At 72.7% G+C, this 14,012-nt stretch carries 9 protein-coding genes and 2 pseudogenes; 5 read left to right on the top strand and 6 right to left on the bottom strand.

The window, feature by feature from the left end; all coding sequences use genetic code 11:
- From recC to ASE20_RS13135, 4 genes are all read left to right on the top strand, one after another.
- Complete coding sequence (recC, locus tag ASE20_RS13150; RefSeq protein ID WP_056894973.1) at positions 1–3,384, top strand: exodeoxyribonuclease V subunit gamma; 3,384 nt, start codon at positions 1–3, stop codon at positions 3,382–3,384.
- Entirely contained in the window at positions 3,381–6,722 is a 3,342-nt protein-coding gene (locus tag ASE20_RS13145; protein WP_056894972.1) for a UvrD-helicase domain-containing protein, read from the top strand. Before recC ends, ASE20_RS13145 begins: the two co-directional genes overlap by 4 nt.
- Positions 6,719–8,509 carry an exodeoxyribonuclease V subunit alpha gene (gene recD, locus ASE20_RS13140; protein WP_056894971.1) on the top strand — a complete coding sequence of 597 codons (1,791 nt, stop codon included), beginning with the start codon at positions 6,719–6,721 and terminating at the stop codon, positions 8,507–8,509. Before ASE20_RS13145 ends, recD begins: the two co-directional genes overlap by 4 nt.
- A 66-nt stretch (positions 8,510–8,575) precedes the next feature.
- Positions 8,576–9,184 (top strand): ACT domain-containing protein, encoded by a 609-nt coding sequence (locus ASE20_RS13135; RefSeq protein ID WP_056894970.1) that lies wholly within the window; start codon positions 8,576–8,578, stop codon positions 9,182–9,184.
- A 73-nt stretch (positions 9,185–9,257) separates the two neighbouring features.
- Here the strand turns inward: ASE20_RS13135 and ASE20_RS13130 are convergent, their stop codons facing one another.
- From ASE20_RS13130 to ASE20_RS13120, 3 genes are read right to left on the bottom strand one after another with little or no spacing between them, the layout of a single operon-like run.
- On the bottom strand, positions 9,258–9,704 hold the full coding sequence (locus ASE20_RS13130; protein ID WP_056895195.1) for a nitroreductase family deazaflavin-dependent oxidoreductase: 447 nt from the start codon (positions 9,702–9,704) through the stop codon (positions 9,258–9,260).
- 28 nt (positions 9,705–9,732) lie between these two features.
- Entirely contained in the window at positions 9,733–10,056 is a 324-nt protein-coding gene (locus tag ASE20_RS13125) for a thioredoxin family protein (RefSeq protein WP_056894969.1), read from the bottom strand.
- The gene (locus ASE20_RS13120) at positions 10,053–10,433 is read right to left on the bottom strand and encodes a MerR family transcriptional regulator (protein WP_056894968.1); all 381 of its coding nucleotides are present in this window, start codon (positions 10,431–10,433) and stop codon (positions 10,053–10,055) included. Before ASE20_RS13120 ends, ASE20_RS13125 begins: the two co-directional genes overlap by 4 nt.
- A 73-nt stretch (positions 10,434–10,506) precedes the next feature.
- On the opposite strand from ASE20_RS13120, the gene ASE20_RS13115 reads away from it, so the two are divergent.
- Positions 10,507–11,451, top strand: a complete 945-nt coding sequence (locus ASE20_RS13115) for a 1,4-dihydroxy-2-naphthoyl-CoA synthase (RefSeq protein WP_056894967.1) — start codon at positions 10,507–10,509, stop codon at positions 11,449–11,451.
- Between the two features lie 435 nt (positions 11,452–11,886).
- On the opposite strand, the pseudogene ASE20_RS25860 reads toward ASE20_RS13115, so the two are convergent.
- The 3 genes and pseudogenes from ASE20_RS25860 to ASE20_RS13110 all read right to left on the bottom strand — a co-directional run.
- Positions 11,887–12,510 (bottom strand): annotated as a pseudogene (locus ASE20_RS25860) (relaxase domain-containing protein); the annotation flags it as partial.
- Positions 12,452–12,709, bottom strand: a pseudogene (locus tag ASE20_RS25855) (hypothetical protein); the annotation flags it as partial. The pseudogenes ASE20_RS25860 and ASE20_RS25855, both read right to left, overlap by 59 nt.
- Before the next feature lie 574 nt (positions 12,710–13,283).
- Positions 13,284–13,778, bottom strand: a complete 495-nt coding sequence (locus ASE20_RS13110) for a hypothetical protein (protein ID WP_056894966.1) — start codon at positions 13,776–13,778, stop codon at positions 13,284–13,286.
- Between the last annotated feature and the right edge of the window lie 234 nt (positions 13,779–14,012).

The raw sequence follows: 14,012 nt of genomic DNA, 5'->3' as shown, positions 1-14,012 counted from the left end.
ATGACCCTCCACCTGCACCGCGCCGCCCGTACCGACGTCCTCGCCGACGAGCTCGGTGCGCTGCTGGCGACCCCACCCGACGACCCGTTCGCCAGCGAGGTCGTCGTGGTGCCGGCGCGCGGCGTGGAGCGGTGGCTGACCCAGCGCCTGTCCCACCACCTCGGCACCGGACCGCGCGGGGGCGACGGGGTCTGCGCGGGCGTCGACTTCCTGCAGCCGGCGTCGCTGGTCGGACTGCTGCTCGACCGGTCGGCCGACGACCCGTGGCACCCCGACCGGCTGGTCTGGCCGCTGCTGGCGACGATCGACGCGAGCCTCGGCGAGCCCTGGTGCGCGACCCTGGCGACCCACCTGGGCCACGGTCAGCCGGGTGACGAGGGCGAGCTGCGCCGGAGCCGCCGGTGGTCGGTGGCGCGGCGGCTGGCGGAGCTCTTCTCGTCGTACGCCGTCCAGAGACCCGCGCTCGTCACCGACTGGCGCGAGGGCCGCGACACCGACGGCTGCGGTGCGCCGCTGGCCGACGACCTGCTGTGGGAGGCCGAGCTGTGGCGGCGGCTGCTCGCCCGGATGGCCGCGGCGGGCCACGACGAGGCGCCGGACCAGCGGCACCTCCGCGTCTGCCGCGCGCTCCGCGAGGGTGAGCTCGCCGGGCTCGACCTGCCCGACCGGCTCTCGCTGTTCGGGCACACCCGGCTGCCGCAGACCGAGATCGACCTGCTGGCCGCGCTCGGCGTGCACCGTGACGTCCACCTCTGGCTGGCGCAGCCCTCGGCCGCCCTCTGGGACGCCGTGAGCGCTGCGGGGGCCGAGGTCCGGCCGCGCTCCGAGGCCGACGCCGAGGTCGCTGCCCACCCGCTGCTCGCCTCGCTCGGGCGCGACGCCCGCGAGCTGGCGACCGTGCTCGGCGCGCGGATCGCGGCAGGGGAGGCGGTCGACGCCGGCGCCGCGCCCGACCCGGACGCCCCCGACACCCTGCTCGGCTGGCTGCAGGGCGACCTGCGGGCCAATGCCGCGCCATCGGCGACGGTCCGTGCCGGGCGCGTGCTCGGCCCGCGCGACCGCAGCGTCCAGGTGCACGCCTGCCACGGCGCCGCCCGCCAGGTCGACGTGCTGCGCGAGGTGCTGGTCGGCCTGCTCGAGGACGACCCGACCCTCGAGCCGCGCGACATCCTGGTGATGTGCCCCGACATCGAGACCTTCGCGCCGCTGGTCTCCGCGGGCTTCGGCCTCGGTGAGCTGATCGCCGATGACGGCTCCGACGACACCCTGCACCCCGCCCACCGGCTCCGCGTGCGGCTGGCCGACCGGGCCACCAGCAGCACCAACCCGCTGCTGTCGGTCGCCGTCGCCCTCGTCGAGCTGGCCGGCGGTCGCGCCACGGCCTCGCAGGTGATCGACCTGCTGTCGCGGCCGGTGTGCCGGCGGCGGTTCGGGTTCGCCGACGACGACCTCGCGCGGATCACCCGCTGGGTCGCGGAGGCGGGCGTGCGGTGGGGCATCGACGGCACCCAGCGCGCGGCCTACGCGATGGACGCCTTCCCCCACAACACGTGGAGCGCCGGCCTGGACCGGTTGCTGCTCGGCGTCGCGATGAGCGGCGACGAGCACCGCAACCTCGGTCGCGGCCTGCCGGTCGACGACATCGCGAGCGGCGAGATCGAGCTCGTCGGTCGGCTCAGCGAGGCCGTCACCCGCCTCGGGGACTGCCTGGCCGCGCTCGACACCGCGCAGGCCGCGGGCGACTGGTTCGAGGCCGTCGCCGACGGGGTGCGCGACCTGTGCGAGGTCGACGCCGACGACGCGTGGCAGCTGCCGCAGTTCGAGCGCGAGCTCGCCCGGGCCCGGGCGAGTGCCGAGCAGAGCGCGCCCGAGGTACCCCTGCGGTTGGCCGACGTGCGTGCCCTCCTGCAGGCCCGCCTGGCCGGCCGGCCGACGCGCGCCAACTTCCGCACCGGCATGCTCACGGTCAGCACGATGGTCCCGATGCGGTCGGTCCCGCACCGCGTGGTCTGCCTGGTCGGCCTCGACGACGGCGTCTTCCCGCGCACGAGCGGCATCGACGGCGACGACGTGCTCGCCCGCGGCCCGCTGGTCGGCGAGCGCGACCGGCGGGGCGAGGACCGGCAGCTGCTGCTCGACGCGGTGCTCGCCGCTGGTGAGCGGCTGGTGATCACCTACACCGGCGCGACCGAGCACACCGGAGCGGAACGGCCGCCCGCCGTACCCCTGGGGGAGCTGGTCGACGCGCTCGACCGCACGGCTTCCGGTCCGGTGCGCGACAGCGTGGTGGTCCGCCACCCGCTGCAGTCCTACGACGTGCGCAACCACCGTGCGGGCGACCTCGGCACCGACGGGCCGTTCAGCTTCGACCGCGCCTCGCTGGCGGGTGCGAGGGCGTCGGTCCGCGAGCGCACACCGGTCCCGGCCTTCCTCGACGGCGGCCTGCCCCCGGCGCCGCGGCGCGACGTGACCCTGGCCGAGCTGGTGGCGTTCGTGCACAAGCCGGCGCGGACCTTCCTGCGCACCCGGCTCGACGTCGCGACACCGTTCGAGCCCGACCAGGTCGCCGATGCGATCCCGGTGACGCTCAACGGGCTCGAGGTCTGGCAGATCGGCGACCGCCTCCTGCGCGCGGTGCTCGCGGCCGACGATCCCGGCGCCACTGCTCAGGCGGTGATGACCGCCGAGCAGCTGCGCGGCTCACTGCCGCCCTTCGACCTCGGCCGCGGCCAGCTGGAGAAGGTCGTGCGCGAGTGCCAGGACCTGTTCACGCGCAGTGCCGCGCTGCGCACGGGCACCCCGCGCACGATCGACGTCGACGTCGACCTCGGGGGCGGACGCCGGCTGACCGGCACGGTGCCGCGGGTCCACGGCAACCAGGTCGTCTCGTTGTCGTACTCCCGCCTCAAGCCCAAGCAGCGCCTCGCCTCCTGGCTCGACGTGCTGGCGCTGAGCGCGGCCCACCCCGACGAGAGCTGGACCGGCCACGCCGTCGCGCGGGCGAAGGCCGGTCCCCAGCGCTCGCTCGTCGGTCCGCTCGACCACCGTGCCCACGACTGGCTGCGCTCGATCGTCGACCTCTACGACGCCGGGCTGGCCCGGCCGCTGCCGATGCCCCTCGACACCGCGCACGCCTGGGCCGACGCCCGCGCCAAGGAGCTGCACGGCATGGACATCGACCCCGCCGAGGCCGCAGCGAAGGCGTGGACCACCGATCCCTACAACGACTGGGGCATCAAGGGCGAGGACGACGAGCCCGCGCACCGCCGCATCTGGGGCCCGGACGCGCCCGTCGACGTACTGCTCGACGCCGGCCTGCCCGAGCTCGCCTGGCAGCTCTGGGAGCCCCTGCTCACCGGCGCCGAGAAGGTGGCTTCCCTGTGAATCCCTTCGACATCCGCGGCCCGCTGCCCACCGGCACGACCCTGCTCGAGGCGAGCGCCGGGACCGGCAAGACCTGGACCATCGGCGCCCTCGTCACCCGCTACGTCGCCGAGGAAGGTGTGCCGCTCGAGCAGCTCCTCGTGGTGACCTTCGGCCGCGCGGCCTCGCAGGAGCTGCGCGAGCAGGTACGCCGCCAGCTGGTCGAGGCCGAGGAGGCGCTCGCGCCGGACGCCGTCGTCACGGCGGAGGCGAGCGAGGTCATCGCCCTGCTCGTCGACTGCTCGCCCGGCGAGCGGATGCTGCGCCACCGCCGGGTGGTCCAGGCGCTGGCCGACTTCGACGCCGCGACGATCGCGACGATCCACCAGTTCTGCTCGTTGGTGCTGGAGTCGCTCGGCGTCGCCGGCGACACCGACGCCCGCGCCCGCCTGGTCGAGGACCTCGACGACATGCTGGTCGAGGTCGTCGACGACCTCTACCTCCGCGCCTTCGCCCACGGGACCGGCGGTGGCCCGGCCTTCTCGCACGCCGACGCCCTCGCCATCGCCCGGGCCGCGGTCAACGATCCGCAGGCCCGCCTCGAGCCGGCCGATCTGCCGCGCGAGCACCCCGCGGGTCGGCGGGTGTCCTTCGCCACCGCGGTGCGCAAGGAGATGACGCGCCGCAAGCGCCGACTCGGCGTGCTGTCCTACGACGACCTGCTCAGCCAGCTCGCCGACGCGCTCGAGGCCGAGGACTCGCCCGCCCGGGCCCGGATGCGCGGGCGCTGGAGCATCGTGCTGGTCGACGAGTTCCAGGACACCGACCCGGTCCAGTGGCAGGTGTTCGACCGGGCGTTCAGTGGCCACGCGACGATGGTGCTGATCGGCGACCCCAAGCAGGCGATCTACGCCTTCCGCGGGGGCGACGTCACGACCTACCTCACCGCGGCGGCGACCGCCACCACCCAGCAGACACTCGGTGTCAACCGGCGCAGCGATGCCGGCCTGCTCGACGGATTCCAGGCGCTGCTGCGCGGCGCCGAGCTGGGCGACCCGCAGATCGTGGTCCACGACGTGACGGCCCACCACCAGGAGTCGCGGCTGGTCGGGGCGCCGAGGCCGGCGCCCTTCCGGATCCGGGTGGTGCGCCGCGAGACCTTCGGCAAGGGCGGCTCCTCGGCGTTGCCGGTCGGCAAGGTCCGGCCGCACGTCGCCCAGGACCTCGCCCACGACATCCGCGAGCTGGTCACCAGCGACGCCACCTTCGAGGGGCGCCCGCTCGAGCCCAGCGACATCGCGGTGATCTGCTACCGCCATGCCGACCTCGCGGCCGCCCGCGCGGCGCTGCTCGCTGTCGGCGTCCCTGCGGTGATCGCGGGCGGCGGCAGCGTGTTCGCCACGCCGGCCGCGGCCGAGTGGCTCTCGCTGCTGGAGGCGCTCGAGCAGCCGCACCGCACCCCGCGCGTCCACGCGGCTGCGCTCACCTGCTTCCTCGGCTACGACGCCGCGAGCCTCGACGCGGGCGGCGACGACCTCACCGACGACCTCGGCGACCGGCTGAGGTCGTGGTCGGAGGCGCTGGCCCGACGCGGTGTCGCCGCGGTCGTCGAGGCGGCGAGCTCGGGCGGGATGCCCGCCCGGATGCTGTCGCTCGTCGGCGGCGAGCGGACCCTGACCGACGTCCGCCACATCGGCGAGGTGCTCCACGAGGTCGCCCAGCGTGAGCAGATGGGCGCGGTGGCGCTGCTGGCCTGGCTGCGCGAGCAGGTCGTCGAGGCCCGCGACGGCCGCGGCGCCGAGCGGACCCGCCGCCTCGACTCCGACGCGGCCGCCGTCCAGCTGGTGACGATCCACGCCAGCAAGGGCCTGCAGTACCCCGTCGTCTACGTGCCCGCGCTCGCCGACCGCCACGTCGGCAAGCCGACCCGTCCGCTCTTCCACGACGCCGACGGGCGTCGCTGCCTCGACGTCGGCGGCTCGGGTCCCGAGTGGGGCGACCACTGCCGCCGCTGGGCCGAGGAGGAGGCCGGCGAGTGGCTGCGCCTGCTCTACGTCGCCCTGACCCGCGCGCAGAGTCAGGTCGTTGCCTGGTGGGCGCCGACCCGCAACGCCGAGGCCTCGCCGCTCCACCGGCTGCTGCTGCGTCGGCCCCTCCCCGGCAGTGCGGGCCTCGAGCCCACGGTCCCGCCGAACCCGGGCCTGCCCGACGAGGACAGCGCCACCGCGCTGTTCAGCGCGTGGCGCGACCGGGGTGGCCCGCAGCCCGAGATGGCCGTCCCCGCCGACCACGCCGGCGGGCTCCTCCCCCGCGAACTGCCCGACCTGGCAGCCCGCACGTTCACGCGGTCGGTCGACGTGGAGTGGCGGCGCACGTCGTACTCCGCGCTGAGCAAGGTCGACGTCGTCGCCCACGGCCAGCCCGGGGTCGCGAGCGAGCCCGAGCTCGGGGTCAAGGACGACGAGGACGTCGCGGTGGTCGAGGTGCGGGCGGCGCGCGAGCCGAGCCCCGCGTCCACCGTCGCGTCGCCGATGGCCGACCTCCCCGTCGGCGCCACCTTCGGGTCCCTGGTCCACGCCGTCCTCGAGCACGCCGACCCCGCGGCCGCCGACCTGCGCGCCGAGCTGCTCGCGCACATCGACGACCAGCTGACGTGGTGGCCGGTCGACCTCGATCCCGAGGTGCTCGCCGACGCCCTCGTCGCGGTGCTCGACTCGCCGCTCGGTCCGCTGATGGGTGACGCCACGCTGCGTCGCGTGGGTGGTCGCGACCGGCTCTGCGAGCTCGACTTCGAGCTGCCGCTCGCCGGGGGCGACGACTGGGACCCGCACGACGAGGCGGTCCTGCTCGGCGACATCGCCACGCTGCTCCACCGCCACCTGCCCGAGGGCGACCCGGTCCGCGCGTACGCCGAGTCGCTCGCCAACCCGCTGCTCGGCGGCCAGGTGCTGCGTGGCTACCTCACCGGCTCGGTCGACGTCGTGCTCCGCGTGCGTTCCGAGACCGGCGATCCGAGGTACGTGATCGTCGACTACAAGACCAACTGGCTCGGCCCGATGGACGAGCCGCTCACCGCCGCGTCCTACGACACCGCCGCGCTCCACGACGCGATGGGGCACTCCGACTACCCGCTGCAGGCGCTGCTGTACGCCGTCGTGCTGCACCGTTTCCTGCGCTGGCGCCAGCCGGGCTACGACCCCGAGGTCCACTTCGGCGGCGTCGCCTACCTCTACCTGCGCGGCATGTGCGGACCGGACACCCCGGTCGTCGACGGCTCGCCCGCGGGCATCTTCAGCTGGCGCCCGCCGGCCGCGCTGGTGACCGAGCTGTCGGACCTCCTCGACGGGATGAAGCCGTGACCGATCTCTTCGAGGCCACCTCCCCGCACGACCCGCGCGTCGCCCGCGGTGCGTCGGGCCTGCTCGCGACCTTCAACGCCGCGGGGCTGGTCGACGCGGCCGACGTCCGCGTCGCCGAGCGGGTTGCCGACCTCGGCGGCGAGACCGACGACCGGGTCCGGCTGGCCGTCGCGCTCGCCGTCCGCTCGGTCCGGGGCGGCTCCGTCGGGCTCGACCTCGACGCGCTGCCCGACCTCGCCGACCTGGGCATCGACGCCTCCTGGCCGGCCCTCGAGGAGTGGTCGGCCGCCCTCGCGGCGTCGCCGCTGCTGCGCGAGGGCGTCGTCCACCACGAGCTCGGCCTGGTCTACCTCGACCGCTACCACCGCCTCGAGCGGCAGGTCGCCGACGACCTCGGCGGCCGGATCAGCCATCGGGGGCATCTCGGCCCGCCGCCGGTCGACGAGGCCGTCCTCGCGGCGACCCTCGAACGGGTCAGCGGCGAGCACCTCAGCCGGGAGCAGGCCGCGGCCGTCGAGCACGCCGCCCGCCACCGCACGACCGTCCTCACCGGCGGCCCCGGCACCGGCAAGACCACCACCGTCGCCCGGATCGTGCTGGCGCTGGCCGACCAGTTCGCCCCGCTCCACGACCGCCGGATGTCGATCGCCCTGGCTGCTCCGACCGGCAAGGCCGCGACCCGGCTGCAGGAGGCCGTGGCCCGGGAGCTGGCGGAGCTGGACGCGCTGGGCGACGGCGCCGGGCAGATCGCGATCCCCGAGTCGATGACCCTGCACCGCCTGCTCGGGTGGCGGCCCGACAACTCCACCCGGTTCCGCCACGACCGGTCCAACCGGCTCAAGCACGACCTGATCGTGGTGGACGAGGCGTCGATGGTCGACCTGACCATGATGGCCCGGCTGCTCGAGGCGGTCCGTCCCGAGACCCGGCTGGTCCTCGTGGGCGACCCCCGCCAGCTCACCTCGGTCGGCGCCGGCGCGGTGCTCTCCGACCTGGTCGCCGGCTTCGCCGGCCACCCTGACTCACCCGTCGTCGCGCTGACCGAGAACCACCGCTCCACCGAGGAGATCAAGGCGCTCGCCGCCGCCCTGCGTGACGACGGGCCGGACGCCGCTGACCGCGTCCTCGAGGTGCTGCGGGCCGGCACCGACGAGGTCGACTACGTCGAGACCGACAATCCGGTGGAGGCGCTCCGCGGCCCGGTGACCGGCGCGGCACTCGCCGTACGGAATGCCGCCGTCGACGCCGGACCGCCCGAGGCCCTCGCCGCGCTCGAGCGGTTCCGGCTGCTCTGCGCCCACCGCGAGGGGCCCTACGGCGTCCGCGCGTGGAACCGGCACGCCGAGCAGTGGCTCGCCGCCGAGCTGGGCGCCCCGCTCGGCTCCGCCTGGTACGCCGGCCGGCCGCTGCTGGTCACCACCAACGACTACGCGCTCGACGTCTACAACGGCGAGACCGGCGTGGTGGTCCCCGACGCCGCCGGCCGGGCCCGTGCATGGATCGCCGGTGCCGGTGCGCCCCGCCCGTTCGCGCCCGGCCGCCTCGGCGCGATCGAGACGATGCACGCGATGACGATCCACAAGAGCCAGGGCAGCCAGGCCGAGCGGATCGCGGTGCTGCTCCCCGACGCGGACTCGCGGCTGCTGACGCGCGAGCTGTTCTACACCGCGGTGACCCGTGCCGAGGAGCACGTCACGGTCGTGGGCTCGGCCGCCGCCGTACGAGCAGCGGTGGAGACGACGGCCCAACGTGCGACCGGCCTGCGCCAGCGACTCGCACCCTCCTGACGACTCGCCGGCTCAACCGGTGGGCCCGCAACGAGCCGGAAACCCGCGCGGGTTAGTGTCGAGTTCATGCCGTTCCTGCTTCGAGTGCTGCTGCCCGACGTCCCCGGTTCGCTGGGTCGCGTCGCCACGGCGATCGGTATGGCGGGCGGCGACATCGAGGCGATCGAGATCGTCGAGAAGCGCGAGGACGGCACCGCGGTCGACGATGTCCTGCTCGAGGTGGCGCAGGGCATGATGCCCGACTCGGTGGTCTCGGCGTGCAGCGCGCTCGAGGGCGTCGAGGTGCTCTGGATCAGCCGCTACCCCGCGGGCGGCAACCTCGTCATGGACCTCGAGGCCGTCGAGGAGCTCACCGCCTCGCCCGAGCAGGCGTTCGACAAGCTGATCGATCTGCTGCCCGCGACCTTCCGCGTCGACTGGGCCGCGCGCGTGCACCGCGCCAAGGGCGTCGTCTACGGCACCAGCGCCGCTCCCGAGGAGATCGAGTTCGTCGAGATCGAGAGCCCGGTGCGGCTGGAGATGCCCGAGGACGAGGTGACCCTCTACGCCGCCAGCCGCCTCGACGGCAACGAGATCGTCGTCATCGGCCGCCGCGGCGGACCGGAGTTCGCCGACTCCGAGATCGCCCGGCTCGGCCACCTCTGCGGCCTCGCCGTGACCATCGCCAACAGCTGATCCGGCGAATCTCCCGACGTAACGTCATAGGCTCCGTGGGCTGGAGCCCACGGAGCCTATGACGCAAGATCCGTCAAGCCTCGATCGGCTCCAGCAGGAACACCGGGATCTCGCGGTCCGTCTTCTCCTGGTACGACGCGTAGGTCGGCCAGGTGGCGACTGCGTGGTCCCACCACTGCTGCCGCTCCTCGCCCTGCGCGATCCGCGCCCGGTAGGGCTTGGCCACCGGCCCGTCCTGCAGGTCCACCTCGGGGTGGGCGACGAAGTTGGCGTACCAGCTGGGGTTGTCGGGCGCGCCGCCCTTCGACGCGATCGCGACGTACACGCCGTCCTTCTCGACCCGCATGACGGGGTTCTTGCGGAGCTTGCCGGACTTCGAGCCGACGCTCGTGATCACGACGATCGGGTCGTTGCTGCCGCGGAGGGTGTTGGCCTCCTGGCCGCCCGATGCCTCGTACGCCGCGACCTGGTCGCGGACCCACTGCTGGCTGCTCGGCTCGTACTCACCTTGAAGAGTCATGTCCTCCACAAGAGCACGCCGGCGGCGGCTATTCCAGCGCGGCGTCGATCGACCGCTCGATGGAGGACTTCGTGCGCGCCCCGGCGAGCTGCAGCACGGGTGCCCCGTCGCGGAACAGGATCATCGTCGGCAACCCGAGCACCCGGTGCTCCGCGGCCCGCAGCGGCTCGAGGTCCTGGTTGATCCGCACGACCCGCAGCGCCTCGCCCCGCTCGTCGTCCAGCTTCTCCAGCACCGGGGCCAACTGGCGGCACGGTCCGCACCACTCGGCCCACCACTCGACCAGCACGGGTACGTCGGAACCGAGCACCTCCGCCTCGAAGTCGGCGTCGGTGATCTCTTGCAGCGTCATGGCTTCTCCTGGTGGGTGGTGGTCGGGTAGCTCTCGGCGTCGTCGAGCAGTCCCGAGAGCTCGCCGCGGAGCTTGCTCAGCTCCTCGATGCGCCGGTCGATCTCGGCGATCCGCAGTCGGTAGGCGTCCAGCGACGCCGGGCACACGTCGGCCCGGTCGTTGCCCGCTCGCAGGCACTCGACGAACGGCACCGTCTCGTCGGCCGTGAGCCCGAGGGACAGCAGCGCCCGGATCTCGCGGACGACGAGGACGTCGCCGTCGTCGTACTCCCGGTAGCCGTTGGCCGCCCGCTCGGGCGTGATCAGCCCGCGCGACTCGTAGTAGCGCACCGCCTTCACGCTGACGCCGGCCCGTTCGGCGAGGTCCTTGATGAGCACGGGTCCGACGGTAGACCTTGACCCTGGGGTCAAGGTCAAGTGCGGGACCGGCGAGGGGCTAGCGTTCGGTGCCATGAGTGCGATCGAGGGCGTGAGCGAGACGTTCGACGCGAGCCAGTGGGACGTCGTCCCCGGGTTCGAGGACCTGACCGACCTGACCTATCACCGCGCGAAGGCGCACGGCACGGTCCGGATCGCCTTCGACCGGCCCGACGTCCTCAACGCCTTCCGCCCGCACACGGTCGACGAGCTGCTGCGCACCCTCGAGCATGCGCGCCAGTCCGCCGACGTCGGCTGCGTCCTGTTGACCGGCAACGGCCCGAGCGCGAAGAACGGCAAGCGGTCCTTCTGCACCGGCGGCGACCAGCGCATCCGCGGTCGTGCCGGCTACCAGTACGAGGACAAGTCCATCGGCGCCGACGACACCGGCGCCGAGGAACCGAGCGCAATCGACAAGGCCCGTCTCGCCCGGCTCCACATCCTCGAGTGCCAGCGGCTGATCCGCTTCATGCCCAAGATCGTCATCTGCGTCGTCCCCGGCTGGGCGGCCGGCGGCGGCCACAGCCTCTTCGTCACCTGCGACCTCGCCCTCGCCTCCACCGAGCACGCCCGCTTCAAGCAGACCGACGCCGACGTGGGCTCCTTCGACGGTGGCTACGGCTCGGCGTACCTCGCCCGCCAGGTCGGCCAGAAGTTCGCCCGCGAGATCTTCTTCCTCGGCCAGGAGTACTCCGCCGACGACGCGGTCCGCATGGGCGCCGCCAACCGCTCCGTTCCCCACGCCGAGCTCGAGGCCACCGCCCTCGAGTGGGGCCGCCTGATCAACGGCAAGAGCCCCACCGCCCAGCGCATGCTCAAGTACTCGTTCAACCTGCTCGACGACGGCCTCGTCGGCCAGCAGCTCTTCGCCGGCGAGACCACGCGGCTCGCGTACATGACCGACGAGGCCCAGGAGGGACGCGACCAGTTCCTCGAGAAGCGCGAGCCGGACTGGTCGCCGTACCCCTGGTACTACTGAATCGGCCTGCTTCCGCAGGTCAGAGCGTTGCGGGCCCTCTCTGGTCCGCAAATAGTCCGCAAGATTCGAGAGAGGTCCCGCGACGGTGCCCTCGGCGGGGCTCGCTGCGGACTGCCCCAGGGCCTGCTTCATGAGGTCTGCGGCCGCGGCGCGGGTGCGGTCCTCGGCGGTCGGCCACAGGTGGCTGTAGGTGTTGAGCGTGGTTGTCGCGGTCGAGTGGCCGAGCGCCCGCTGCACCGTCACGACGTCGCAGCCGGCTGCGATCAGCCCGAGGCGTAGAAGTGCCGGAGGTCGTGGAGCCGGACTCGGGTGAGCCGCGCCGCCGAGCGGGTGGCTCGCCATCGCCAGTGGATGGCGTTGTCGTAGAGCGGCTCGTCGCCCACGGTGGACGAAGGCGGCGCCGTCGGTCGGGACGACCTTGTCGGGCCGGGCCTGGGCCCACGCACGCCGGTCCCAGGACCGGCGTAACGCGGGGCCGGGCTCCTGGCCGGGATGCTCGCTACGCCACTGCGTTTCATAGCGATCGACGTGTCGGCCGATCTGCGCGGCCCGATGGGAGAACCCAGCCGCGAACGGGGTGAGCTGTTCGACCTCACCGGTCTCGGGGGCGAGGGTGTACCCGTACGCGGCGAGTGTGCGGCGGAAGTCGGGGTCGCACATGACGGCGGCATGCCCGATCCCGTTGATCGCCCCGATCGAGTCCACGACCCCAACCGAGTGCAGACCCCGCCACCGACCGTGGGCGAAGACGCGAGCGTTGAGGTGGAGGTGGAGGTGACGGTGCGGGTCCCCAGCGCGGGAGGTGTAGTGCCGCACCACCGCAGCTTCGAGTCGTTCGACGGGGACCTGGACCTGCAGGCCGCGAGGGCCGACGCGGGTGGTGGAGTGCGCGGCGAGCCAGCCGATTATCTCGACCGCCGCGCGGTTGGACGGCGTCGTAGGCGTCCGCGATCTCGGGGTGGAGGGACGCGGCGAGGGACCAGGTCTTGGGTCCGTTGACGACGACCTCGACGAACCGCAGCCCCTTCTCGTCGGTCCGCAGGCGGCCTTTCGCGCCACCGAGGGTGTCGTAGCCCGCGACCCACGCCTCGTAGGCGTCCCCGTCCAGCGTCCCCCCGTCGGTCACCGGGCTCCCGGGGCAGGCGACGTACAACTGCGCGATCCCGGATCCTTCTGCCAGGTAGTAGTCATCAGCACGGGACCGGTCCGCCTCGACGTAGTTCCGGGCTTCTTTGGCGCAGCCGCGGTAGAACTTCACGCCACCGTGCACGGTCCGGTTCACCGCCCGTCACTACTCGTCAATCACCCCGAAAACGGCGCGCGGTCCGTCTCAGGGAGACGGACCGAACTACGAACCTTCGTAGCATGCGTGCCGCTCGAATGACGTGGCTACGGGCTACGCCCGGACCAGCGGTTTCAAGAGTCGTCAACCGGCGGTACGACGGGGCCCTTGGAGAGCGGGCCGTGAACACTGTTGGGCTGGGTCGTGCCGAAGCTGGCAGCTGACCTACGGGAAAGCGCTCGCACCCAGCGGCGAGCGGTGCCTTGAGGTCGACGTGTTCGGTCCATCGGTGCGTTCGGCAAGGAGTTGCGGTCAAAGCGCGACACCTACCCAATCCCTTGTAGCCGATCGGCCATCATGGCGCTTGGCGGGTGCACGCCGGCGGGTTGGTCTGTCGTGTACAGGGCACGACGAGGCGCGTATTGGAGTACGACAGACCATCCCGGAACGGTGACGACGCGTCGCAGGGCCTCAACCCGAAGGAGGTCGCTGCCACCGCGGCTGGTGGCGGCGATTCGTCTTGCCTCCTGACAGGAGTGACCCCTACATATCAGTCGAGCGCGTAGACCTCGGTGACCACGGCCTGCAGTCTCGTTCCGCTTGATGCCGTTTCGAGTGACTGCTCTTCCGGAAAGGTGAAGGTGCCGTCAGTCAGTGTCATGGTCTCGATGACAGGGCCGTCTTCCCCGCCACGGATCTCGTAGGTGATCTCCCATGATCCGGTCGATGCATCTTGGGTTCCCACGTAGTTCGGGTCGGCTTGAACAGTTACGAGGCATCCTGCCGAGCCGAAGCACTCTTTCGAACGGGTACGCAGGGCGATCTTGATGTTCTTGGGTGCGATGGCGACGCCGTCGCTGAGGGCGGGCTCGTCCGCGCCCTCGCCTGGCGGCTGGTCGGCGAGGAGGGCGTCGACTTGCGCTTCGGCGTCGCTGACTTGGTCGCTCAGCGTGTTGATCTCTTCGTGTGCGCTATCGAGATCGCGGCCTGCCGCTTCAAGTTTCTCGGTTTGGCTTTCGTATTGGTCGCTGGAGGTGGGGTCCACGCTGATCCGACCAACTAGGAACGCGAGACCGACGGCCGCAGCAGCCGAGAGAACAGCTCCTGTAGCGATCAGGGCCTTTGATGCACGAATCCTGCCACGCTTGGGTGGGCCAGAGAGTGGCGGTCCTAAGGATGGAGGTCCGGAAGGCGGCGGGCCATCGGGCGGGCTCGAAAGAGGTTGTGTCATGTCATCGCTCGGCTTTCTATGTCAGCAGTTGCAGAACGCGCTGAAGTT

It is taken from the genome of Nocardioides sp. Root240, from assembly GCF_001428825.1.
In the GTDB taxonomy this organism is placed as follows: Bacteria; Actinomycetota; Actinomycetes; order Propionibacteriales; family Nocardioidaceae; genus Nocardioides.
Note: the sequence above shows the minus strand (reverse complement) of the source record. Positions and strands in the feature narration are given on the sequence as shown.